Origin of the sequence: Nocardiopsis alkaliphila YIM 80379 (assembly GCF_000341005.1) — a bacterium.
GTDB classification, from domain to species: Bacteria; Actinomycetota; Actinomycetes; order Streptosporangiales; family Streptosporangiaceae; genus Nocardiopsis; species Nocardiopsis alkaliphila.
Genome location: NZ_ANBD01000029.1, coordinates 1 through 23,142 on the forward strand (window position 1 = coordinate 1; position 23,142 = coordinate 23,142).

At 67.7% G+C, this 23,142-nt stretch carries 26 protein-coding genes; 17 read left to right on the forward strand and 9 right to left on the reverse strand.

The genetic code is table 11. The features are described 5' to 3' along the window. Nucleotides 1-13: 13 nt before the first annotated feature. Nucleotides 14-811, reverse strand: a complete 798-nt coding sequence (locus tag D472_RS0103590) for an HAD family hydrolase (protein ID WP_017603134.1) — start codon at nt 809-811, stop codon at nt 14-16. Between the two features lie 271 nt (nt 812-1,082). On the opposite strand from D472_RS0103590, the gene D472_RS0103595 reads away from it, so the two are divergent. The 7 genes from D472_RS0103595 to D472_RS29475 all read left to right on the forward strand — a co-directional run bounded on the left by D472_RS0103595 (nt 1,083) and on the right by D472_RS29475 (nt 5,317). Beyond that, on the forward strand, nt 1,083-2,207 hold the full coding sequence (locus D472_RS0103595) for a putative quinol monooxygenase (protein WP_017603135.1): 1,125 nt from the start codon (nt 1,083-1,085) through the stop codon (nt 2,205-2,207). 196 nt (nt 2,208-2,403) lie between these two features. Further along, entirely contained in the window at nt 2,404-3,102 is a 699-nt protein-coding gene (locus D472_RS0103600; protein ID WP_017603136.1) for an LmeA family phospholipid-binding protein, read from the forward strand. Continuing rightward, nucleotides 3,102-3,425 carry a TlpA family protein disulfide reductase gene (locus tag D472_RS0103605; RefSeq protein ID WP_017603137.1) on the forward strand — a complete coding sequence of 108 codons (324 nt, stop codon included), beginning with the start codon at nt 3,102-3,104 and terminating at the stop codon, nt 3,423-3,425. Before D472_RS0103600 ends, D472_RS0103605 begins: the two co-directional genes overlap by 1 nt. 164 nt (nt 3,426-3,589) lie before the next feature. Beyond that, nucleotides 3,590-3,676, forward strand: coding sequence for a putative leader peptide (locus tag D472_RS29470; protein ID WP_394295612.1), 87 nt, complete (start codon nt 3,590-3,592; stop codon nt 3,674-3,676). 355 nt (nt 3,677-4,031) lie between these two features. Next, nucleotides 4,032-4,877: a sulfurtransferase gene (locus D472_RS0103615; protein WP_017603138.1), complete on the forward strand. Its 846-nt coding sequence runs from the start codon at nt 4,032-4,034 to the stop codon at nt 4,875-4,877. After that, nucleotides 4,874-5,179: a DUF1416 domain-containing protein gene (locus D472_RS0103620; protein ID WP_017603139.1), complete on the forward strand. Its 306-nt coding sequence runs from the start codon at nt 4,874-4,876 to the stop codon at nt 5,177-5,179. Before D472_RS0103615 ends, D472_RS0103620 begins: the two co-directional genes overlap by 4 nt. Nucleotides 5,180-5,185: 6 nt before the next feature. Further along, a complete protein-coding gene (locus D472_RS29475; protein WP_152447892.1) occupies nt 5,186-5,317 on the forward strand; it encodes a 50S ribosomal protein L32 in 132 nt (43 codons plus the stop codon). Here D472_RS29475 and D472_RS0103625 read toward each other — a convergent pair. Continuing rightward, nucleotides 5,297-5,824, reverse strand: coding sequence for a hypothetical protein (locus D472_RS0103625; RefSeq protein WP_017603140.1), 528 nt, complete (start codon nt 5,822-5,824; stop codon nt 5,297-5,299). The two genes, D472_RS29475 and D472_RS0103625, sit on opposite strands and share 21 nt — an antisense overlap. A gap of 425 nt (nt 5,825-6,249) precedes the next feature. On the opposite strand from D472_RS0103625, the gene D472_RS0103630 reads away from it, so the two are divergent. The 4 genes from D472_RS0103630 to D472_RS27070 all read left to right on the forward strand — a co-directional run bounded on the left by D472_RS0103630 (nt 6,250) and on the right by D472_RS27070 (nt 11,490). Next, nucleotides 6,250-8,409 carry a hypothetical protein gene (locus D472_RS0103630; protein ID WP_017603141.1) on the forward strand — a complete coding sequence of 720 codons (2,160 nt, stop codon included), beginning with the start codon at nt 6,250-6,252 and terminating at the stop codon, nt 8,407-8,409. A gap of 86 nt (nt 8,410-8,495) precedes the next feature. After that, nucleotides 8,496-9,752: a MurT ligase domain-containing protein gene (locus D472_RS0103635; RefSeq protein ID WP_017603142.1), complete on the forward strand. Its 1,257-nt coding sequence runs from the start codon at nt 8,496-8,498 to the stop codon at nt 9,750-9,752. Nucleotides 9,753-9,762: 10 nt separating this feature from the next. Beyond that, nucleotides 9,763-10,476, forward strand: coding sequence for a type 1 glutamine amidotransferase (locus D472_RS0103640; protein ID WP_017603143.1), 714 nt, complete (start codon nt 9,763-9,765; stop codon nt 10,474-10,476). A 300-nt stretch (nt 10,477-10,776) separates the two neighbouring features. After that, complete coding sequence (locus D472_RS27070) at nt 10,777-11,490, forward strand: DUF4352 domain-containing protein (protein ID WP_017603144.1); 714 nt, start codon at nt 10,777-10,779, stop codon at nt 11,488-11,490. 9 nt (nt 11,491-11,499) lie between these two features. Here D472_RS27070 and ygfZ read toward each other — a convergent pair whose 3' ends face one another. Both ygfZ and D472_RS0103655 read right to left on the reverse strand, forming a co-directional pair. Beyond that, complete coding sequence (ygfZ, locus tag D472_RS0103650; RefSeq protein WP_026117351.1) at nt 11,500-12,516, reverse strand: CAF17-like 4Fe-4S cluster assembly/insertion protein YgfZ; 1,017 nt, start codon at nt 12,514-12,516, stop codon at nt 11,500-11,502. A 336-nt stretch (nt 12,517-12,852) separates the two neighbouring features. Next, on the reverse strand, nt 12,853-13,416 hold the full coding sequence (locus D472_RS0103655) for a nitrobindin family protein (protein ID WP_017603146.1): 564 nt from the start codon (nt 13,414-13,416) through the stop codon (nt 12,853-12,855). Nucleotides 13,417-13,613: 197 nt separating this feature from the next. Here D472_RS0103655 and D472_RS0103660 point away from each other — a divergent pair, with 197 nt between their 5' ends. Both D472_RS0103660 and D472_RS0103665 read left to right on the forward strand, forming a co-directional pair. Further along, nucleotides 13,614-14,396: a hypothetical protein gene (locus D472_RS0103660; RefSeq protein ID WP_017603147.1), complete on the forward strand. Its 783-nt coding sequence runs from the start codon at nt 13,614-13,616 to the stop codon at nt 14,394-14,396. A gap of 5 nt (nt 14,397-14,401) precedes the next feature. Further along, entirely contained in the window at nt 14,402-14,764 is a 363-nt protein-coding gene (locus D472_RS0103665) for a DsrE family protein (RefSeq protein ID WP_017603148.1), read from the forward strand. A gap of 97 nt (nt 14,765-14,861) precedes the next feature. Here D472_RS0103665 and D472_RS0103670 read toward each other — a convergent pair whose 3' ends face one another. From D472_RS0103670 to D472_RS0103695, 4 genes are all read right to left on the reverse strand, one after another. After that, nucleotides 14,862-15,608 carry a phosphoglyceromutase gene (locus D472_RS0103670; protein WP_017603149.1) on the reverse strand — a complete coding sequence of 249 codons (747 nt, stop codon included), beginning with the start codon at nt 15,606-15,608 and terminating at the stop codon, nt 14,862-14,864. A 62-nt stretch (nt 15,609-15,670) separates the two neighbouring features. Continuing rightward, complete coding sequence (locus D472_RS0103675; protein ID WP_017603150.1) at nt 15,671-16,201, reverse strand: type III secretion system chaperone family protein; 531 nt, start codon at nt 16,199-16,201, stop codon at nt 15,671-15,673. A gap of 32 nt (nt 16,202-16,233) precedes the next feature. Continuing rightward, complete coding sequence (gene mshA, locus D472_RS0103680) at nt 16,234-17,538, reverse strand: D-inositol-3-phosphate glycosyltransferase (protein ID WP_017603151.1); 1,305 nt, start codon at nt 17,536-17,538, stop codon at nt 16,234-16,236. Nucleotides 17,539-18,222: 684 nt separating this feature from the next. After that, nucleotides 18,223-19,182 (reverse strand): YbgA family protein, encoded by a 960-nt coding sequence (locus D472_RS0103695; RefSeq protein ID WP_017603154.1) that lies wholly within the window; start codon nt 19,180-19,182, stop codon nt 18,223-18,225. A gap of 86 nt (nt 19,183-19,268) precedes the next feature. On the opposite strand from D472_RS0103695, the gene D472_RS0103700 reads away from it, so the two are divergent. Then, nucleotides 19,269-20,588, forward strand: coding sequence for a cryptochrome/photolyase family protein (locus D472_RS0103700; protein WP_017603155.1), 1,320 nt, complete (start codon nt 19,269-19,271; stop codon nt 20,586-20,588). Nucleotides 20,589-20,752: 164 nt separating this feature from the next. Here D472_RS0103700 and D472_RS0103705 read toward each other — a convergent pair whose 3' ends face one another. Further along, nucleotides 20,753-21,184 carry a hypothetical protein gene (locus D472_RS0103705; RefSeq protein WP_026117352.1) on the reverse strand — a complete coding sequence of 144 codons (432 nt, stop codon included), beginning with the start codon at nt 21,182-21,184 and terminating at the stop codon, nt 20,753-20,755. A gap of 156 nt (nt 21,185-21,340) precedes the next feature. On the opposite strand from D472_RS0103705, the gene D472_RS0103710 reads away from it, so the two are divergent. From D472_RS0103710 to D472_RS0103720, 3 genes are all read left to right on the forward strand, one after another. Further along, a complete protein-coding gene (locus D472_RS0103710; protein WP_083903372.1) occupies nt 21,341-21,703 on the forward strand; it encodes a BlaI/MecI/CopY family transcriptional regulator in 363 nt (120 codons plus the stop codon). Nucleotides 21,704-21,708: 5 nt separating this feature from the next. Beyond that, nucleotides 21,709-22,653 carry a M56 family metallopeptidase gene (locus tag D472_RS0103715; protein WP_017603158.1) on the forward strand — a complete coding sequence of 315 codons (945 nt, stop codon included), beginning with the start codon at nt 21,709-21,711 and terminating at the stop codon, nt 22,651-22,653. Between the two features lie 168 nt (nt 22,654-22,821). Further along, nucleotides 22,822-23,124 carry a DUF2516 family protein gene (locus tag D472_RS0103720; RefSeq protein ID WP_017603159.1) on the forward strand — a complete coding sequence of 101 codons (303 nt, stop codon included), beginning with the start codon at nt 22,822-22,824 and terminating at the stop codon, nt 23,122-23,124. Nucleotides 23,125-23,142 lie beyond the last annotated feature (18 nt).

Sequence of the window (23,142 nt, forward strand, 5' to 3'; positions counted from 1 at the left end):
GGCCGGACGGCGCTCAGCGGGTGCTGAGCGCTCGACGGTGCCTGAGCGCGCGTACCGCCATCGCGCCCGCGAGGGCTCCCGCCGCGGCCGCGGGGAGCGCCACCCTGAGCGCCGTCCGGTGCGTGCGGAAGTCATGGATGGGCCAGCCGTGCGCCCGGGCGTACCGACGCAGCTCCGCATCGGGGTTCACCGCGTGCGGGTAGCCGACCAGCGACAGTAGGGGCAGGTCGTTCGAGGAATCGCTGTAGGCGGAGCAGGACGCCAGATCCCAGCCCTGTTCACGGGCCAGTCTCCGTACCGCCACCGCCTTGGCCGGGCCGTGGAGTAGATCGCCGTTGAGACGACCCGTGTACACCCCGTCGATGTTCTCGGCCTCGGTGCCCAGCGCCCCGGTCAACCCCAGCCGACATCGAATGATCTCGGCCAGTTCCACCGGTGTCGCGGTGACCAGCCATACCTGTCGGCCCGCGTCCAGGTGCCCCTGAACGAGCGCTCGCGCGCCCTCCCAGACGCGGCTCGCCATGGAGTCGTCGTAGATCTCCTCACAGAGGGAGACCAGGTCCGCCACGTCGTGTCCGGCGATGAAGGCCAAGGCGGCCTCCCGAGCGGCGTTGATGTGCCCGGGCTGCTCGCTGCCGGTCACCCGGAACACCGTCTGACCCCACGCGAAGCGCAAGAGGTCGCGTGTGGTGAACAGGTCACGCGCGGCCAAGCCCTTGGCGAAGTGGTAGATCGACGCGCCCCGCATCAGGGTGTTGTCCACGTCGAAGAAGGCGGCTCCGGGGCCGGGGGGCGGAGCGTCCTGCAACACGGTTCTCTCCTGGAATCGGGGTGGGGAGGCTGTCCTCCGGTGACCGGGGCCGGGCCCCGAACACTGTGAGCCTACGGGCCCCCGTGGGCCCTCGTGCTGTCGCTGCACCTCCACGTGGGGCTGGTGATGAAGCTCACAGTGTCAAGTGTGGTTTCGGCCTGCACTCTGCGAGATCTCGCCTGGAGCGACCCCACCAAAAGTGCATGTTGGGCACATCCACCCATCGGGGTGCGACATCATTGTCGTGATGGTCACGGTAGGACTGACATTCATGAGCGCGTTGGTGGGTTGGAGCGCCACCGCCGCGCTGACCGCGTATGCCCAACGTCGTCCCGGTGTCGCCGCGATCGCTTGGTTGATCGCCTCGCTGGGGATCACCGTCGGGCTCAGTGCCGCGGTGATCGGTGCGCTCTTCGACTTCGGCGAACTCACCTTCCGGCTCCTGCAACTGGGCGTCAGCCTTCTGGGCCCCGTCTACATGGCTTGGGGAGCCTTCGAGTACGCGGTCCGCGTACCGAACGCTCGTTTCACCTCCCGCCTGTTCCTCAGCGTCTTCACCATCGTTCCCATCGTGGTGTTGGCCGTCGACCGCCTCAGTGGTCGTTTCGGCTCTTCCTTCCCCCCGCTGGCCGAGCACTACGACCTGATCCCGCGCGTGTTGGTGAACAGTGCGCAAATCTTCGCCGCCGTCCTTCTCGTCACCGCCTTGGTCGCCGCCGCGCGTCGCGGCACCCGTGGTCGGGGGAGGACCGACCTGGCCGTCCTCGGGCTGCTGGCCCTGGCCACGCTCCTGGCCGTCCTCGTCGGTCGTATGGGCTTGGACGTCATGGGACCGTCACTGATGCTCGGCGCCGTTTCCGCCCTCTGGGGGGCCGGCGCCCTGGCGGCCAGACCTCGTCGCGACGTCTACGACGACGATGACGACGACTACTTCGAAGACGAGTACGACGACATGGACGACGAACTCGACGACCCGCAGGAGGAGCCCGTGCGCCGAAAGCGCCGTAAAGCCGACCCCTACGACGACCTCTACGGGGACCCGCCCTCGAACCCCGCCACCGACGAGCTGCGTGGTGTCATCACCATCTACACACTGGCCGAAGGGCGGGGCGAGGGGTTCGACCAGCTCGCCAACGCCATGGTCGCCGAGGTGGCCGCCCGTGAACCGGACACCCTGTTGTTCGCCTCCCACACCGTGCCGAGCGCGCCTCTACAGCGCATCGTCTACGCGATCTACCGTGACGAGCCGGCGCAGGAGGAACACGAGCAGCAGCCGCACACCATGGAGTTCACCCGCCACCTGTCCGGGTACGTGGTCGCCACCAACGTGATCGAGCTCTCCCTTTCCGGTGCGGCGGCCAGTGACGGCCTCGCCGCCATGTTGCCGCCCCGCTGACGCTTCGATCACGGCCCGACGTGGTCGGCATCGCACCGATTCGGTGCACTCCGCGTCCAATACGGGGTGAAGTACTCTTCCCTACAGGTTCTTCATGACCGGCACCCATCGGGTGCCGATGGCGTGTGACCAAGAGCGGCCGGATGACCCAGCCGGGCGGCGCGCCGGAGCGAAAGAAAGTGTGCTGGGATTTCCGATGCGTAAGTTCCTTGTCGTCTTCCTGATCCTTCTCGCGGCACTCGTGGTCGTGGCCGACATCGGGGCGCGCTCGTTCGCGCAGAACACCCTCTCCGAACGTCTGGCCCACCAGATGGAGATGTCCGAGGAACCGGACGTGGCCATCAAGGGGTGGGCCTTCCTGCCCCAGGTGTTGAGCGGAACCTACACGGAGGTCGACATCAACGCCGACAGTGCCACCATGAGTGAGGTGACGGTCGAGCAGATCGAGGCGACCGCCTCCGACGTCGAGGCCCCGCTGAGCGACCTGATGGATCAGCCCACCGTGACCGCCGGCCAGGTCGACGGCTCCTTCGTGGTCCCCTACTCCTACTTCAACCCCTACCTGCCCGAGGGCATGACCATCGGCACCGAGAACGGTGAACCGCGCATCAGTGGCGAGTTGGCCCTACCGGAGTTGGGCCTGAGCACCTCGGTCTCCAGCGGTGGCGAGTTCACCGTCGAAGACGGCGTGCTGGCCGTGACCCCCGTCGACATCGAGGTCGGTGACCTGCCCATCAACGTCGACGACCAGGTCGCCGCCATGCTCACCTTCGGCGCTCAGGTACCCGACCTGCCCTTGGGACTGACCATCACCGACATGGAGCCCACCTCCAGCGGCCTGCGGATCACCGGTGCCGGAACGGAGATCCCGCTGATGGGCTCCGAGGTCGCCTGATGACCCCCGCCGTGGAGACGCTCGGCGCCGAGCAGATCGGCGCCGAACTAGGGGAGAGGGCCACCCTGGTACAGGTCTCCAGTGCCTTCTGTCAGCCCTGCCGGGCCACGCGACGGATCCTGGCGGACGTGACGTCCATGGTGGAGGGCGTGGCCCATGTCGAGGTCGACGCCGAATCACACCTGGACCTGGTACGCCGACTCCAGGTGCGGGGAACACCCACGGTGTTCGTGCTGGACGCTTCCGGCCGAATCGTGCGCAGGGCTCAAGGGCAGCCTCGCAAGGCCGACGTGATCGCCGCGCTCGGCCAAGCGGTCCCTTGACCCGGGAACGGCCCTCGAAGCCGCCGATTTCGTTCCTGAGACGCCGTTCCCACATCTCGGACCACTCCGAACGGCCCTGAAGCGAGGATTGTCGGGGCGAACGGAGCTTCCTGTGATCTACGGCACTAGTGACAACGCGAGGGACTCCCTGTAGCGTCTAAGGCGTGACTTCCTTGCTGAGCGCGTATCTGACGAAGCGACGGGCGGTTGATTTCTGCCGCGTCGCCGCCGCGCTCTGTCTGTGTCCCTAGGGCGGACGGGCCTCGTGCCCACCGCACCGTGCGAGCCGGTTCCTCCGTATCTCGACGCACACAGGGATGACATCTCATGCGGGTCATGTTCGACGAGCAGCGCCTCAGCGCCTTGATCACCGATCAGCCCCCGACGCCCTCGTGCGCCCAGGACGGCGGAACCCGACCGCGTCCGCCCCGCTCAACCCTGACTCTTCCTCCGTGCTCGCCCCGGTACTTCCCCGGGTCTAGTGGGTTACTCCGACGACCCCGGACGAACGAGAACGGCGCGATCTCCCACTTTCGGCCACCACGCCCGAAACCCTGACCCACCGATCACACACGCGACACCGCACAAGAAACACAGGAGGTTCTCATGAGCCGCTCCGACGTCCTCGTGGACGCCGACTGGGTGGAGGCTCACCTGGACGACGCCGGCGTCGTTCTCGTCGAGGTCGACGAGGACACGTCCGCCTATGACAAGGGCCACATCCGCGGCGCCGTCAAGATCGACTGGAAGACGGACCTCCAGGACCCGGTCCGCCACGACTTCGTGGACAAGGCCGGTTTCGAGAAGCTGCTGTCCGCCAAGGGCATCGGCAACGACGACCAGGTCATCCTGTACGGCGGCAACAACAACTGGTTCGCGGCCTACGCCTACTGGTACTTCAAGCTCTACGGACACGAGAACGTCCGCCTGATGGACGGTGGCCGCAAGAAGTGGGAGCTCGACTCCCGCGAACTGGTCACGGAGGTCCCTGAGCGGACCCCCACCCGGTACCAGGCCAAGGAGCAGGACACCTCGATCCGTGCCTTCCGCGACGAGGTCGTCGAGGCCATCGGGACCAAGGCCCTGGTCGACGTCCGCTCGCCCGACGAGTTCACCGGCAAGCTGCTCGCCCCGGCCCACCTTCCGCAGGAAGCGGCCCAGGTGGGTGGCCACATCCCCACGGCGCGCAACATCCCGTGGGCCAAGACGGCCAACGAGGACGGCACCTTCAAGACCGCCGAGGAACTGCGCGAGCTGTACACCGAGGCCGGTGTCGACCTGGACAAGGACATCATCGCCTACTGCCGGATCGGGGAGCGCTCCTCGCACAGCTGGTTCGCGCTCAAGGAGATCATCGGAGTTCCGAACGTCAAGAACTACGACGGCTCTTGGAGCGAATACGGCTCCCTGGTCGGCGTTCCGGTCGAGGTCGGGGAGGCCGAGCCCAAGTGAGTGACAGCTGCGGAGCCCCCGAGGGCGGTGTCGCCCTGGCCGACGTCGACGCCGGGAACCAGGCGGTCATCCAGGGCACGGTGACCCGTGACGGACAGCCGTTGCGAGGTGCCTACGCCCGTCTGTTGAGCTCCTCCGACGACTTCGTCGGCGAGGTCGCCACCGGTGACGAAGGAACCTTCCGGTTCTTCGCCACCGATGGCGACTGGAAGGTGCGGGTGTTGGCCTCCAAGGGCTTCACCGGTGAGTACCCCGTCCAAGCCGAGATCGGCAAGGTCGTGGACGTCCAAGTCCAGGCCTGACCGGCAGTGGAACGAACCCGGCGCCGGTGCCGACGGAGCGATCCGTCGGCACCGGCGCCGTCGTGTGTGCGGTGTCCTCCCGTCGGGGTCGTGGTTCGAGTGCACCGATTCTCGGGGTCAGGGGGCCGGATCGCGTGAGCCCGGGCCGAAGCCGCAAGGGCCGTCGTCCGGGCACTCGGTGGGTCGTCGAGCCGCGAGTCCCTCGTTGAGTTCCAGGGCTCTGCGGGAGTGGCCGACCACGCTCCGTAGGCGGAAGGGCAGGTATACGGCGAAGGAGACCAGGACGAGGACACAAAGCCACACCAGGGCCGAGGGCCAGGCCAGGTACACACCTCCCAGGGCGGCGACCTGTAGGGCCATGACCAAGACGAGCAGGGACTGTAGGGCGACCTGCCAGGGGTTCTCCCACGCCCGGAGTCGGGCTCGGGCGGTGGCGACGGTCAGCCGGGCCGACTCGGCGTCGGGCGCGGGTCTTGCCCCCTTGACGTAGGGGCGAACCCTGCGCTGTGCGGCCATGTCGGGCGTCTGGGTACGCCATTGCTCGCGCAGCAGCCACCCCGGCTGCCCGTGGCGTCGATTCCAGCGCCAGGCCGACACCGCGCAGAAGATCAGCGCCACCGCGAGCAGGGGCGTGCATAGGGCCAAAACGATGCGGGGGTCGAACTCGGCGATGGGGGCGCTCCTCGAAGCTCGATCTTCCGTTGTGTTCCGGGTTCCTACCCTATTGTCCCCTCGCGCCCCGGACCCGTTCGAGTGAACGTACCCGTGATCGATGGTCGGGGGAACGTCTTTCCGCGGAGTTTTCCACGGGTGGGGGTTCGGGACTGGAAAGCGGTCGGCCGCCCTGCTTCACTGATGACCATGGCCACACCGTTCGGGTGTGTGGACACCCTCCGCCTTCGACCATTGGGCGTGGCCGACCGTGGCAAGCACGCGGGGCGCCGATTCCGGGCACCCGGCCTCCGATCGCCCGGGGACCGGAGCCCCCCCGCGTGGACGATTCCCCGGTGGTTCCTCTCCGCCGCCGGCCAGGAGGTGTTCGGACGGTGCCCACAGCACGGTCATCGGTGATGGCGGCCCGAGGTGAAGCGGGGCGCACCTACCTCGGATGGCGACACAAGGTCCTCATCCCACCGCCCGGGCCCGCTCCCCGCCGTCCGGCCCCCGAGGACGTGCGGACCGTCAGTGAGGAATGGATCGCCGGCCAGCGGGACAGTGAGGCACAGACCAATCGGCCACTCCACGTCGCCTTGGGCGGGCTCGGACTGTTCGCGCTCCTGTGCCCACTGCTGTGGTTGTTCCGTATCCTGCCGGGCAGCCTGGCCCTGGGCGGGGTCTTCGCCTGTATGGCCATCGCGGCCCCGGTCACCTTCGCGCTGGTCCAGAGTCGTCAGGTGATGGCCCAACGTCTCGAACGCGCCGAGGAACGGCTGGCCGCCGAACGCGCCGATCGAGATCGGATCCTGCACGAGCGGCAGCGTGAACACGCCGCCCGGTACACCGAGTGGCAGGCCGCGTCCCGCGCCTACGAGGCTCAACCCCGGTGGTACGGGATGACGGTGCCCTCCGACACTTCGGCGGTGGTCGTGGTCGGTGGCTCGGACACGGGATGGTCGGCCCTGCTCACCACCATCGGTGTCTCCCGTCTCAGGGAGGGCGGAGACCTCACCGTCGTCGATCTCACCGGACACGCCATCACCCGCGAACTCGCTCGCCTGAGTCGAAGATGTGCGGTGGAACCCAGACGTTGGGTCCTTCCGGCCGACCTGCCGAGGATGACACTGGGAACCAACCTGGACGCCGGACAGCGTGCTCGCGTCCTGTCCGCGGTGGCCGCGGCCTCAGGGCGGGCCGAGGACGCCGACGCCGATGAGACGCTCCTGTTGCGCCTGCTGGAGGTGCTCGGCCAAGAGGTCGGAATCGCTCGGCTCATCGGAGGGCTACGCGCCCTGTCGACCCCCGTCGACGACGTGGCCGAGGACGACCCGGCATTGGCCCTGCTCACGCAACGGGAGCGTGCCCGGGTCCGGGCACGATGTGCCGACGATCCGCAGATCCGGGGACGGGCCTGGGCACTGGAGCAACGTCTGGCCCCGTTCGAAGCGGTCGGAACCCGTGCGCGGGACGAGACCTACGCCCAGGTCAAGATCATCTCCACCGACCGCGCTTCCGGGCCCGACGCGGCCCGGATGTACGGCACCTACGCGGTGGCCGCGCTCAGCGAACTTCTGGAGGCACGGGAACCGGCCCCGGCCACCCCGGGTGGCCGACCACCCCGGGTACGTCCGGGACGGACCCGCAGTGTGGTGGTCTGCGGGGCCGAAAGACTCCCCGAGGACGAGGTGGAGCAGGTCCTGGCCGCTGCCGAGGACGGCGGGGTCGAGGTGATCTTGATGTTCCAAGACGCGGTCCCCGCCGCCCTACGGCACGTGAGGGGACCCACGTGTGTGCCGGTGGTGATGCGTCCGCCCGGAGGGGGCGAGCGATTCCGACGCCTGCTCGCCGAGATGCCGGATGCGTGGACGCACACCCGGAAGGACCTGGAGGTCCATCGCCTCACCGAGGTGGTCGGAAAGTTCGTCGGTGACATGGCGGTCGGAGCCGATGGTGACGACCAGGTCGAAACCGAGGGCGATCCCCTCTTTCCGTCTCCGCACACCGAGTCAGGGGCGCTCATCCGCAACGCCGCCGCCGCGATCGCCCCCTTGGACCTGGTGCGCCATGTGAGATCCGCCACGGTGTGGGGGCGTGTCACCACCCAGGCGGCCGACGTCGATGCCCTGGACGCGGTGGAACGTGAGGAGGAGACCACGGTAGGACTCACGGGGCTGGACTGGAGAGCCCTTGTGCGACTCCCCCCCACCGCTGCCCTCGTCCTGACCCCCGATGGCCCGATCCTGATCGACACCAACCCGGGTATCCTCACCCTGTCCACAGCCACTCTCGCCACCGCCGAGGACCACCGCGAGTCCGATGCGGTCGCAGGCTTGGCTCCTAAGGACGGGTTCGAGGACGGCGCTCCCCGGGCGGGGACGTCCCGGCGATCCCCGGACACCGGACCACGTATCGTGTCGACGGGTGAGGGCGTCCGGGCCGATGGGCCAAGGGGTGGTGGAAAGCCCGAGGACGTTCACGTACCAGAGGCCTCGGCGGTCGACGTCAGGACCGATCCGACCCGGGTGCCACCCAATCTGGGGCCGCCACCCGAGCGTTTGGACTGGCGGGTCTGAGGGGTGATGGACATTAGGCTTGGCCCGACACATCGCCCGCCGCCGAAGCGCGTTCGTGCGGGTGATCTAGCGATCGTGGAGATTTGATGAGCGAGCTTCCCCTGCGCGCCCAACTGGCCTCGGTACTGGGCAGGAGCGCGGCAAGCCTGTCCAGGGCCACCGGACGCGGAGACGGCTCCGTCATCGGCGGCCGCGTCGCCCTCAAGGTCGAGCCCGACCTGCTCGCCAAACTCGCCCAAGGGCGCCGCCTCGCCCTGGTCAGTGCCACCAACGGAAAGACCACCACGACCCGTCTCATCGCACAGGCTCTGCGCGAGTTCGGTGACGTGGCCACCAACGAGTACGGCGCGAACATGCCGACCGGGCACATCACCGCGCTGTCCGACAACAAATCCGCGGTCAACGGTGTGCTGGAGGTGGACGAGAAGTACCTCCCCCAGGTCATCAAGGCCACCAACCCCACCTTCGTCGTGCTGATGAACCTCAGCCGCGATCAAATGGATCGTGCCTCGGAGATCAACCTGCTCGCCAAGAAGTGGCGCACCACCCTGGCGCAGAGCAACACCCACGTGATCGCTAACGCCGACGATCCGCTCGTCGCCTGGGCGGGATTGGGCGCTCCCAACGCGACCTGGGTGTCGGCGGGTCAGCGCTGGAAGGAGGATTCCTGGTGCTGCCCCGAGTGCGGTGGTCACCTCAAGCGTGACGTCGACCCGCATTGGGAGTGCCCCGAGTGCGGCCTGGCCCGTCCTCGGACCACCTGGTCGGTGGACAACGAATCCGACACCCTGTCCACCCCCGAGGGACAGCAGATCAAGCTCCGTCTCAATCTGCCCGGTGACGCCAACCGCTCCAACGCCGCGATCGCCGCGGCCACCGCCGCCGCCTATGGCATCCATCCGGAGCGCACCGTCGAACGTCTGCGCGACATCACCTCGGTGGCCGGCCGCTACACCTCCGTGGTCACCATGGGCGTGGAGGTCCGGCTCCTGCTCGCCAAGAACCCGGCCGGCTGGCTGGAGTCCTTCGCCGTCCTCGACCCGCCGCGGGTTCCGGTCATCCTGGCGGTCAACGCCCAGGTCCCCGACGGTAAGGACACCTCCTGGCTGTGGGACGTGGACTACCGTGTCCTGCGCGATCGTCGTGTCTTCGTCATGGGTGAACGCCGCACCGACCTCGCCCTGCGCCTGGAGACCGACGAAGTCCCCTTCGAGGTCGCCGACCGGGTGGACGAGGTTCTGGCCAAGCTCAAGACCGAGCGCCCCGACATCACCAAGGTCGACGTCATCGCCAACTACACCGCCTTCCAGCAGATCCGCACGGCGTACGGCCGAGTCCAGTAGGAGACCACCCATGTCGAACACCAGCAGCGCCCTGCGGATCGTGTGGATCTACCCCGACCTGCTCAGCACCTACGGGGACCAGGGCAACGTCCTCATCCTCAAGCGCCGCGCCGAACTGCGGGGCATCCCCACCGAGGTCGTGCACGTCCACTCCAGTGACTCCGTGCCCGAACAGGGCGACGTCTATCTGCTCGGTGGTGGAGAGGATCGGCCGCAGATCCTGGCCGCCGAGCGTCTACGCGCCGATGGCGGACTCGCGCGGGCGGCCGCTCGTGGTGCCTGCGTCTTCGCGGTCTGCGCCGGTTATCAGATCATCGGTGAGAGCTACGGTGACGATGAGAACAACCCGCTTCCGGGCGTGGGCATCCTCGACATCCGTAGTGGTCGCGGTCAGAGCCGAGCCGTGGGGGAGATCGTCGCCGACGTCGACCCTGCCCTGGGCGTGGGTCGGATCACCGGTTTCGAGAACCACCAGGGCCGTACCACGATCGGGCCGCAGGCACGCCCGCTGTCGACCACGGTGAAGGGCATCGGTAACGATGACCGGACCGAGGGGGCCTACCAGGGGCAGGTGCTGGGCACCTACCTGCACGGGCCGGCGCTGCCGCGTAACCCGCAGCTCGCCGACCTGCTGCTGCGCTGGCGTGTGGGGCGGCTCGACCCACTGCCGCCGGCCTGGGGCGAGCGTCTGCACGAGGAGCGCCTGGCCGCGGCCCTGCGCTAGATCGCGTTTTTCGGATCATTTCGGGCTCGCGTCCATCAGGCAGGCCGCCTCTGGCCGTGCCTGTGCGCTCGTCGGGCACGGCCAGGCCGAACCTCGCGCATCGCCTTGCGAGGGCTCGCCTGGAGGGCCGCTCACCGATCCAAAAGCCTTGTGAAAAACACTGCCTGGGCCCGCGGTCGAACAGGACCAAAAGGAGCCCGCTCGGAGGATTCTCGGAGCGGGCTCCTTCGAATGTCCACGGTCTTTTTTCGGGCGAGAGTGGGTAAACGGGGCACATAAGCGGAATGAAGCCCCGGTGTCATGCGTCACATCGACATGGGAAAGGATGCCTCGCGAGCGAACCACTCCGCCGGCAGCGGAAGGTTCACACGCACGCTCGCGATCCCCGCTGCGGTACTCCTCGCCACGGGTACCTGTACGGCCGCCCTGGCCACCTGGGACGAGTCACCGGGCTCCACCGCGCAGGTGCTGGAAGGGCCTCGAAGCGAACCCACGGGTTCCGCACGGACCTCCTCGGAGTCCGCCACGGAGGCTTCGATCGAACCTGAAGCCGAAGCGGTGGCGAAGACCTCATCCGGATCCGAAGACATCGGTGCGGCGAAGCTGATGGCCGCCGACGCGGTTCCGCTCTCGTCCTTCAACGGCTCCTCGACGTCGGTAGGCTCCCTGCGGGTGGTGGTCGAAACGGCCTACACCGACCCCACCGTCACCGACGGGATGGGCTCACACGCCACCGCCCCGTCGGGGATGACCTACTACATCTACCGGCTCAAGGTCACCAACCAGGGCTCCTCCCCGGCCATCTTCGACACGTACGGTACTCGCGGTTTCACTCCCGACGGGACCTCGTACGCCAACGACATCGAGGCCGAGGTGACCGTGGCCTGGGACTACTACTGGGACGAGATCAATCCGGGCACCACGGTCACCACGCACATCATGTTCCTGCTTCCCGAGGGGACCGAGCTCTCCTACCTGAGGGTCTCCGGCCAGAGCGAGCTCCACCCCTCCTGAGGATCCGTCTCAGCGGGGCCTGCGACGTAGGTCGATCTGGGCGTTGGCACCGGTGTCGGGATCCACGATGACCTCCTGGCCCGCGGCGATACCGTCCACGACGAGGTCGGCGTCGATCGGCGCGGTGCGCTTGACCAGACCGAGGGCGATCGGGCCCAGCTCGTGGTGGCGGGCGGAACTTCCCACCCGGCCGATTCTGCGCCCTTGCAGTTCGATGTCGGCGCCCACTTCGGGCAGTCGCTCGGCGGTCCCGTCCAAGTGCAACATCACCAGGCGGCGCGGTGGTCGGCCCAGGTTGTGCACCCGCGCCACCGTCTCCTGTCCCGGATAGCAGCCTTTGTCCAGCTGCACGGCGGAGCCGACCCAGTCCATTTCGTGTGGGATCGCGCGGTCATCGGAGTCGAGTCCCGCCCGAGCCCGATGGGCGGCGATCCGGTGGGCCTCGTAGGACCACAGACCCGCCGGGCGGGCCCCCGCCTCGGTCAGCTTCTCCGCGGTGGCCACGAGCTCCTGGGAAGGGACGAACAAGTCGGTTTCGTCCTCGGTCGGGCGGGTGGTCAGACCCTCCACCGAGACCAGGACCTTCTCCCGTGCGGGGCCCAGGACGGTCAGGACCGACAGGGAATCGGACAGGTCCTCGATCTCCACACGCAGCATGAACACCATGGAGTCCAGGAAGCGGGCCAGTTCGGCGGCATCGCCCGGCTCGGTGTGGATCCACGTGGACTCACCGTCGTCCACCAGGGACAGGTGGTGCTTCAAGCGGCCACGCGCGTCCATGATCAGTGCTTCGGTACCCACCCCCGGGGCCAGGTCACGGGTCGACTGGCTGGTGAGGTCGTTGAGCCATCCCAGACGGTCGGGACCGCTCACCCGGACCACGCCCCGGTTGCTCCGGTCGACCCAGGCACTGGACCTTGCGATCGCGCGGCCCTCGTGGGAAGGGTCACCATAGTGCGCGGCGACGTCGGAGTCGGGGTTTGCGGCGCTCACGGCACCGGGTGTGGTCATCAGCGGCGAAGTCATACCGCCGAGGGTAGCCGCCTTGGGCGAGGGCGCGCCGACACGCCTGATGACCTGCGCTTACGAAGGTTGAAAAAACACTTGCGTCGCGCCGGGCCCAGGACGTACCTTGACTGCACGCAGGAAAGGAGGTGGTCCGAAAGATGATTGATCTTAGGACTTGCGAGGTGTCCGTCCGCTAGGACGACGCCGGGTATTCGCTCGACGCTCGTCGCCGGCGAATCTCAGACGGACACCCGAACCCCGGGCTGTCGGACCTTGTCCGATCCGACCCCTACATGGGAGCAGGCCCGGGGTTCGTTCATGTCCGGAACCCTTGGTGGACGAACCCGACCCGGCCTACTTGCCCTGGTTCGGTTCGATCTGGGACACCCGCTTGAGCTGAGCGGACATATAGGACTGGAGGCCCTGGTCACGCGCGGCCAGGTCCCAGGCGTAGCCCAGGTTCCCGCTGCCGTCGTTGAACAGTCCGTACAGTCGGTGCGACCCCTGTACCTCCAGGCCCGTGATGGTGCGCACGATTCCCGCGCTGCGCATCTCCACCCGGTTGGCGAACACGTTGCCCTCGTAGGACTCCAGGTAGCCCTCGTTGTGGGCGATCAGCACCTCGAGGTGGACGATCCGCTCCTCGTCGTCCTTGGCGTACTCGGCGGTGTCCCCCTCGGACAGAGCACGCCAGTACCCCGATTCCTCGGTGATCAGTTCGCCGGTGGCGCCGTCGGAGTTCATCCGCCAGGCCTTGCTGGTGTAGGCCAGGTAGGGAAGTCCCGCGCGGGGGGCGAACTCGACCTCTTGGCCGAACTGGAATTTTTCCTCTTCAACGTAACCGGCGACGCCGACGCCTTCCCAACGTCCGAACAGGAAGGACAGTTTCGCCAGATCAGGGTGTACCGCAGCGTCCATAACCTCCGAGACTAGCTTGTGGACGGGGTGCCGGGAACGCCGTCCGTGTCGCCACCTTCGGGCCTTGGGCTGGACATGCCCAATTGGCCCCGCTTTCCCGGAGAACTGGTAAAGATGGTGAACGGACACGGTGCGGTCATGGGGCTCGCCGGCGACCACTGTTACGACCTCCGACGCACTTTCCTAAGGGGCTGCCTGTGTTACTGGTGATCGGTGTGGCACTGCTCGCCACAGCGGTGGCCCTCTTGCCGCTGACCATCAAAGCGCTGCGCCGATGGCAACGTCAGCGTGACCTGGCCAGGCTCCTGCCGGGAGCCCTCGCCGCCCGTCAGGGGCAGCGCGTGACCCTGAGCGGTGTGGCCGCACCCGGTCCCGCCGGCACCATCGAGTCCGGATTGGCGGGGGGCGGGGGGGGCTGGCACGGCCACGAGGTTCTGCGTCATTATCGACCGCCGGCCCGTGACGAGGCCGGGGGCCGAGTGGATGAACGCACCTGCGACTCGATCGCCGACTACGGTTCCGAGGACTTGTTCGGCCTGATCGCCGAGGGACGGCCCAAGGACTGCGACCGGATCTTCGTCGACCCCGCCGGCACCGAACCCAAAGACGCCGAGTTGTGTCTCAAACGCCTGGTGGGGCGCCCCCAGCCAGGAGTGGCCGCGGCCGCCGACGACCTGCTCCCCCGGGTCCGTGGTCGCATCCTCGGGGTCTTTCGGGGAGAGACCATCGAGTTCGAGTACCGTGAGTGGGTCGTCCGGCCCGGAGCCCGTGTTCGTGTCACCGGACGTCTAGGGGTGCGTGACGGCCAGGTGGTGTTGACCGGTTCGGACGAGGCGCCCGTGACCATCGAACATGGGGTGGACGAAGGGCCCATCAGGGTCTCCCCCCGCCGTGTCGAGGCTCTGAGCCTGGCGGTCGCCCTCACCCTGTGCGTGATCGTGGGAGCGGCGCTCACGTTGGTCGGGCTCTCGGTAGTCTGACGGACATGTCTCGTACTCTGGTGATCAAGGTCACGGTCGGCGAGGACGCTCCGGAGCGCTGCAATCAGGCTTTCACGGTCGCGGCCGCGGCGGTGGCCAGTGGCGTCGACGTCTCGCTCTGGTTGACCGGCGAGTCCGCGTGGTTCGCCGTTCCCGGCCGGGCCGCCACCTTCGAACTTCCACACGCGGCCCCTCTACAGGACCTGCTCGCGGTGGTGCTCGACACCGGCCGGGTGACGGTGTGCACCCAGTGCGCGGTCCGACGGGACCTCGCCCAGCACGACCTGATCGACGGGGTGCGCATCGCGGGGGCCCCGACCTTCGTGGAGGAGACCCTCCAGGACGGAGCCCAGGCCCTCGTCTACTGAGCGCACACGTGTATCGATCCCGGGTGCCCGTCCCACGCGAACGTGCCCGTACCGCCCAGGGCGGTACGGGCACGGGTGTTCCCGGGCGGGAACGAAGCTACTTCTTGCCCTGGTTGGCGACGGCCTCGATGGCGGCCTTCGCGGCCTCCGGGTCGAGGTAGGTGCCACCCGGGTTGGTGGGCTTGAACTCTCCGTCCAGCTCGTAGACCAGCGGGATGCCGGTGGGGATGTTCAGCCCGGCGATGTCGGCGTCACCGATCCCGTCCAGGTGCTTGACCAGGGCCCGCAGCGAGTTGCCGTGCGCGGCGACCAAGACGGTCCTGCCCGCGGACAGGTCGGGGACGATGCTGTCGTACCAGTACGGAAGGAAGCGGTCCAGCACGTCCTTGAGACACTCGGTGCGCGGCAACAGCTCTGGCGGAAGCAGTTCGTAACGGGTGTCCCCGGCCTGCGAGTAGGTGTCGTCGTCGGCGATGGGCGGCGGAGGCGTGTCGTAGGAGCGACGCCAGATCATGAACTGCTCGTCGCCGTACTCCTCACGGGTCTGCGCCTTGTCCTTGCCCTGAAGGGCGCCGTAGTGGCGCTCGTTGAGGCGCCAGGTGCGCTTGACCGGCAGCCAGTTCAGGTCGGCGGTCTCCAGGGCCAGGTTCGCGGTGCGGATGGCGCGCTTGAGCAGCGAGGTGTGCAGAATGTCCGGGGTCACCCCGGCGGACTTGAGCAGTTCGCCGCCTCGGCGGGCCTCCTCCTCGCCCTTCACGGACAGATCCACGTCCACCCAACCGGTGAACAGACCCTTCGCGTTCCAAACACTTTCACCGTGGCGCAGCAGTACCAGAGTTCCCATGGGGACAAGCCTAGTCACTCGAGGGTCCGGCTCGGGAGCCGCCCCTTGGCCGGATCGAAGGTTCAACGCCCGTTCGTGGTCCGCTCCGCGTCGGTGGGCTCGAGCAGGTGGGTGAAGGCTCGCAGGTTCCGGGTGTCGTGACCGCGCTCGGTCCGCCACCGCCACTCCTTGCGGATCGCCGAAGCGAAGCCGAGCTCCAACGCCGTGTTGAAGTTCTCGTCGGAGTAGGTGAGCACGCAGCCCAGCAACCGGTCGACCTCCTCGACGGTGACGCCGGGCAAGGGGAGACGGCCACGGATGTACACGTCGCCCGACTCGTCGGAGGTGAAGGCCATACCGTACATGTCCGCGCTGCGCCGGGTCAGCCACTGGTAGAACGCGGCGTGGTTCTCGTCCGGTTGTCGACAGAAGAACGAGGTCAGTGTGAGGCTGTGCGAGCCCGCCTCCAACCACACCAGGGTCCTGAGTTTGGCCTTGCCGGGGATGGTGACCAGGAAGGAGCCCTCCCGTGGTCGTTCGACCTCCAGCCCCGCCTCGGTCGTGGCCTCGTCGATCGCCTTGATCGCGTTCTCGCGCGCCGTCGTATCCGCCACGTGCGTTCCTCCCTTGTCCTCGGTCGGCCCGGTCACCGGCACGCGGCCGCGGCCAGCGGGAGCTCGCGCGGGGTGAGGGCGGACCGATACACGTTCAACAATTCGTCCACGGTCCGTGACCAACCCAGGGTGGCAGCGTGCCTGGGCGCGGCCTCGGCCAGCTTGGCATGCCATGACGGTTCGTGGATCAACCGGTACAGCTCGGCGGCGTAGTGGCATGGATCGTGTCCCTCCACCAGTACTCCCGAACTTCGGTCCGAGACCGCCGTGGTCAGCCCGCCGACCCGGGCCGCGACCACCGGGGTGCCGCAGGCTTGTGACTCCACGGCCACCAGGCCGAAGGACTCCGAGTAGGAGGGCACCACCGTCACAGTGGCGGCTCGGTAGTAATCGGCCAGACGTCGGCGATGCTGTGGGGGCTCCAGGCGCACGATGTCGGCCACTCCCAACGATCGGGCCAGTGCGGTGAGCAGACCTGGTTCACGTACCCCGGCACCGGACAGCCCACCGACCACTCCGACCACGAGACGGTCGCGCAGGGACGGATCCCGCTCCAAGAGTTCGGCGGCGGCGCGGATGAGCACGTCAGGGGCCTTCAGCCGCTGTACTCGGCCGACGAACAGCAGGAGGTGGGTGTCACGGGGCAGGCCGATCCGCTCCAAGGCCTCGGCCCTCGGCCCCGGGGTGAAGACCTCCAGGTCTACGCCGGGCGGGATCGTGTGGATTTGTTCACCGCGCGCGCCATAGAACTCGGTGAGTTGACGGGCCTCGTCATCGGTGTTGGCGATGAGCCGATCGGACTGGCGGACCAGTTGGTCCTCACCGCGCACCCGTTCCTCGGGTTCGGGGTCGTCGCCGTCGGCCAGGGCGGCGTTCTTCACTCGGGCCATGGTGTGCATCGACTGGACCATCGGCACACCCCAGCGCCGAGCGGCCACCACCCCGGCCTTGCCGGACAACCAGTAGTGGCCGTGTACGAGGTCGTAGTGGCCGGGTGCGCCTTGGGCCTCGGCCCGCAACATGCCGAAGATGAAGGGGCACAGGTGTTCGGCGAGGGTGTTCTTGTCCAACTCCCCGTACGGGCCGGCGGGTACGTGTCGCACGTTCACACCGGGGGCGAGTTCGACCACGGGCGCGAGCGAGGGGCTGGTGGCTCGGGTGAACACGTCCACCGCCACGCCTCGCTCCGCCATCCGGCGGGCCACCTCGACCACGTAGACGTTCATTCCACCTGCGTCACCGGTGCCGGGTTGGTCGAGTGGTGAGGTGTGCAGACTGACGGTCGCGATCCTCGAGGGAAGCGACGCCTGATCTCCCAACGGAACGGGTCCGGACACCGTGGCCCTCCAGGTCGTGTGTGCGGTCGGTAGTCGTCAACAGCGACGAAGGTACACACTGTTCCCGACCGGGCCGTCCCAGGGGCGGGGGTTGACACGTCTTCGGATCAGGGGGCGGCGGCCCGAGCGGACACCAGGAAGTCCGTGGTCTCCGGGAAGGTGCGCTTCCACGTGTCGAGGTCGTGGCCGCTCCGAGGCCGCAGGGTGGTGACCGTCATACGCGCGCCGGGTCCACAGGGAACGCTCCTCCTGCTCGGGGGACCCGGGTCGGGGAGGGGGATGACCTCGTCGCTGCCGGGTTCGTCACAGGAGGTGACTCGGCCGGGGCGGGGAATCGGCTTGGAGGGCGGTGGGGCCGAATCTTGGCCGAACGTGTACGTGATCGGTGACGAGCCCGGGGCGGGGCAGGTGTCGACCGATCCGCTCGACCAACCGTTCAGGAGGGACGGTGGCCAAGGACGCGGCTGTCAGGACCACGGCGCAGGAGGCGAACGGCACCGTGGCGCGTCGGGAGAAGGAGGCGAACGCGTCGAAACCTCAGGGGTCGGGACGAGCCGGTGACCGCTCATCTCATGACCGAGGGATGGTGGCGCAGGGTATTTCGATGTGAACGATCGGTGCGAGTGGTGCGGTGTGTCCGCGCGGACCTTCGCCATTTCGTGTCCCGGCTCGTTCCTTGTGTCCTCAAACGGCCACCGGATGCCGAAGACGCAAGGAGTCCGGGTAGGGGCGCAGGTAACTCTGTTCATTCGCCCACGCCACGTCCTCGGCGGCACAGTGGTGTCGCAGAAGCGCTATGGGCAGGCTCAGCGGAGCGTCTCCCCGGCGATACGTCTCGATTTCGGCCAGCAGGTCGTGCCGGCGTGCGTCGTCCAGCCGGGGGCTGATCATTCCGAAGGCGTGTTGAAGGACGTTGGCGTGCTTGCCCCGACTGCTCTTCACCGCCAGCGTCCGACGGAACGCCTCGCCGTAGGAGGCCCCCACCCCTTCGAGGTCTTCGAGACCGGCCCGCGCCACGATGCGTCCCGTCTCCCGGTAGCCGTCGGGGGAATGGGCCATCAACTGGAGCTTGTGACGGGTATGGAACTCCACCAGGTCACGTGCGGTCCAGTCGCCCTCCAACAGGGCTCGTAGGCGGGCGTGGGCGAAGACCCGCTCCGCGAAGTGCTCGCGCAGCACCGCGTCCGACAGGCGTCCCTGCTCCTCGACGGGCAGGTTCGGCAGTAGTCGGGTGAGCCGATCGGCGAAGGCACCGCGGCCGGTGCCGCGCGCGAGGTCGCCGTTGTCATCGAAGACCGGCAGGGCGAACAGTCCGCAACTCGGTGACTTGTTCTTGAGTACGTAACCGTCCAGCCGACGAAGTTGCTTCAAGTGCTGGTCGGCGACACCGGCGAGCTCGTCGGTGCGGTCGGCGCCGTCGGCACTGGAGATCACCCGGCCCGCACCGTCCGAGTCCTGGAGACGCAGGGTCGGGCGGGGCACCCCGAGACCGATCTCGGTTTCTGGGCAGATCGGCAGCCAGTCCACGTGCCGATCCAGCTCATCGGTGAGGAAGCGGTACCGAGAATGCCCGCCGTTGTAACGCACGGGGGCGCCGAGCAGACAACTGGAGACACCGAGGACGGGACGCTCGTACGCGTTCATGTCGAAGCCCTACCCGCTCGCGCCCTTGATAACCACGCATGACTTCTTGCGGTGGTTGAATGATCGCATAGAGTAAGGGAGTTCCGTTGGCCACGCCCGTCCTCGTCCTGTTCACCCAGGACCTGCGTTTGCACGACCATCCCGCGCTGACCACGGCTCTGCGCTCGGCCGGACCGGTGGTGCCGCTCTTCGTCCTCGACCCCGTGCTGCTCCGTCGAGCCGCTCGTAATCGCCTGGCCTACCTCGCCGAAGCACTCGCCGACCTGCGTGCCGGTCTACGTGACCTGGGCGGCGACCTCGTGCTCCGTCGGGGGGACACGGTCACCGAAACCCTCGGCCTGGCCCAAGAGATCGGTGCCTGCACCGTGCACCTCGGTGCGGGGGTGAGCCGGTTCGCCGAGCGCAGGCTCGCCGGACTACGCGCGGCCGGGCCGGCCGTACACGTGCATCCTGGGGTGACCGTCGTTCCCGCGGGTGGGATCACGCCTGCCGGTGGTGACCACTACAAGGTGTTCACCCCTTACTGGCGAGCCTGGGAGAAGGCCCGATGGCGGGAGGTGCTTCCCGTCCCCGAACGGATGGAACTCCCCGACGGCATCGCCCCGGGCGACCTGCCGACCTCGGACGACCTCGTGCGCGGCGGCGTCGGATCCCTCGCCCCGGAGCGCCGGGTGGGAGGGTGGACTCGTGCGCGAGAACGTCTGCGGAACTGGATCGACCAAGGGCTCGCCGACTACGGTGATCGACACGATGACCTGTCCGGCGCGGCCACTTCGCACCTGTCCGCCGACCTGCGCTTCGGTTGTCTGTCCGCGCTGGAGGTGGCCCGAGCCACCCGAGACCTCCCCGGCGGAGACGAATACGTTCGCCAACTCGCCTGGCGTGACTTCCACTACCAGGTCACCGCGGCCTTCCCCGATATCAACGTCCGGGACTACCGCCCCCGGGACCGTCCATGGCGACGGGACCCGGATGCTCTCGCGGCTTGGAAGGAGGGTCGTACCGGAGTGCCGATCGTGGACGCCGGTATGCGTCAATTGCTTCGTGAAGGGTTCATGCACAATCGGACCCGGATGATCACCGCGAGTTTCCTCACCAGAACCCTGATGGTGCACTGGCGCGAGGGCGGTGCGCACTTCGACGCCCACCTGGTCGACGGCGACGTCGCCAACGACTTCGGCAACTGGCAGTGGGTGGCCGGGACCGGCAACGACACCCGCCCCGGTCGGGGGTTCAACCCCACGCGCCAGGCCAGGCGGTTCGATCCGGAGGGGACGTACGTGCGCAGGTACGTGGCCGAACTCGCCGGGTTGCCCGGAGCTCGTGTGCACACTCCGTGGCTGGAGGAGGATGGCGAGGGGGCCGAGGGTTATCCACCGCCGATCGCCGACCCCGGGAGGGGCTGACTCGACCTCCGTGGTCGGTACTCCTAGGAGTTGTAGTGGCCGCAGTTGGGACAGGTGTGTACCCCGGCGTTGAGGTACTCACCGCATCTCTCGCACTGACCCACGATGGGTTTGTCATGCTTTGGGGACATGTGCGGTGACCCCGGAACAATCGGCCTCAAGCGTCAACCCTCCGTCTCGGCCAGCCCGTCGATGATGTCGTCCAGGACCAGGGCACGGTCCGTGTTCGACATCAGACGTAGTTCCCGGAGCGCGGGAACGGTATCGACGCCTTCGGTCCCGGTCACCGTGCACACACGCATGCAGTGTTGGGTCGGGGCTCGCCAGAAGTCCCGCTCGTGGATCGGAGCGATGCGGTACACCGTCGCCGGATACCGGGACGGCCTGCTGTGCGAGTGCCACCGTTGGACACGGGCGAGCACGAAACCCGTGAGCAGGGAATCGAAGACGCCGTCCGAAGCCAGGTCGGCCAGCGCGTCCTTGTCACCCTCGATCCGGCAGGCGTCGCATCCGGCGAGCTCCGCACGCAATAGCCATCGCGCGCGTGCGTGACCCACCTCTGGGTTTTTGAGCTTGCTCGGATGCCGGTGTCCCATACAGGGGAGCGTACGACGCTCCGCGAGGTCACCGGTAGCGAGAAGAGGTGTTCCCCGCGCTTGCCGTCAAGGTCCCGATGCCCTTGCTCGCAAGCCATCCTGGATTAACGTGGGGGTGCCACGACCGGTAGTACTACTGCGCGTAGACTCAGGTGTATGAATCGGCTTGGCGAACTTGAACGCGCGGTGATGGATGTACTGTGGGAGCGCAACGAACCAATGACGGTTCGCGAGGTCGGAAAAGCGCTCGCGGAGCGGGACCTGGCGCACACGACCGTCATGACCGTGCTCGACCGGCTGGCCAAGAAGAAGGTCGTCACCCGGGCACGTGAGGGGCGTGCGTGGCGGTACCGTCCGGCAGCCAGCCGTGAGAACTACGTTTCCGAGTTGATGTTCGACGCACTCGGGCAGACGGTGGACCGTGACGCGGCCCTGGCCGCCTTCGTCCAATCCATGGACGGCCAGGAGGCCGAAGCGCTTCGGCGCGCGCTCTCGGAAACCGAGCAGTCAAGGAACTAGCCCGTATGGTCAGTGCCGCCCTCCTCACCCTTGTCGCGGTCTGCTGCCTCATCGCCATGGAAGCCCTGCACCGGGCGAAATGGCCTTCCCGCGGTCCCTACACAGCGGTCATCACCTGGCAGGCCCTGGGCCTGGCCTGGGGGGTGTCCACCATCGGCGCGCTGCTGGCCTACGGTCTGTCCTCCTATCGGCTCGGTGCGGCCGGCGGCAGCATGGCCCTGTTCTCCGACCTGGTCACCGGTGAATTCATACTCGCCGAGTTCTCCCAGGGGTGGGAGGGCGTAAGCCACTTGGCCGCCGTCGCGTTGGCCCTCACCCTTACCCTCGTGCTCTTCTTCGGACTGGTCGCCTCCTTCGTCCAGGTGGTCCGTGTCCGCAGGCGCCACCACGACCTGCTCGAACTGGTTGCCAGCGACCATCCGGACGTCCCCGGAGCCCGAGTGGTGGACCACCCCGCGGCCGCCGCCTACTGCCTTCCGGGCGTCATGCGGTCCCAGGTGGTGATCAGCGCCGGTGCGCTGGAGGTCCTCGACAACCGAGAGCTGGCCGCGGTCCTTGCCCACGAGCGTGCTCACCTGCGTCAACGACACGATCTCGTATTGTTGCCCTTCTCCTCGCTCAAGCGGGCGTTCCCCCATGTGCGCCTGGTGCGCACCTACTACGAGAGTGTCGCGTTGCTCATCGAGATGTGCGCCGACGACCAGGCTCGGCGGAAGAGTTCGCCGCGTGAGCTGGCCATGGCCCTGTTGCGCTTCGGAGCCGCCGGGCCGGCCCCCGTGCCGGCGGGAGCAATGGCCGCCGTGCAACAGGCGGAGCCCACCGTGATGCGCCGCGTCAACCGCCTCCTGCACCCCGATAGTGAACTCTCGTACCACGCGGGCGCCTTCATCATGGGCGCTTCGGCCTTCCTGCTGGCCACGGTCACCTGTCTGTGGCACATCCCGGTCTGACCAGGTACGCCGAGAACGACGAAGGGCGCGGTCGGACCTTTGGGCCGGGCCGGTGAGCCGCGACACCCGTGATCCCGACCTCGGTCGGGCACGATCGTCACTCCCGATCCGTTTACCGTGGAGAGTGGACGAACCACCGCTCGATCACGCGTAGCCCTGGAGAATGTCTTGTTTTCGTTGATCTGGCAGCTCATCTACCTGGCCACCTTCGTCGCCGGCCTCTACGCGTTCATCGAGGCGCTACGGACACCGGCACAGGCCTTCGAGATCATGGACAAACAAACGAAGAAGCTGTGGGTGATCCTGACCGGTGTCGCGAGTGGCCTGTCCCTGCTCGCCGTGATGAGTGGAACGGGCATGTTCGTCATCCTGGGCTTGGTGGCCACCCTCATCTTCCTGTTGGACGTACGCCCCGCGGTCAAGGGTGTGGGCGGCGGCAACCAGAGCAACGGTCCCTACGGCCCCTGGTAGAAGCACACACTCCACGCG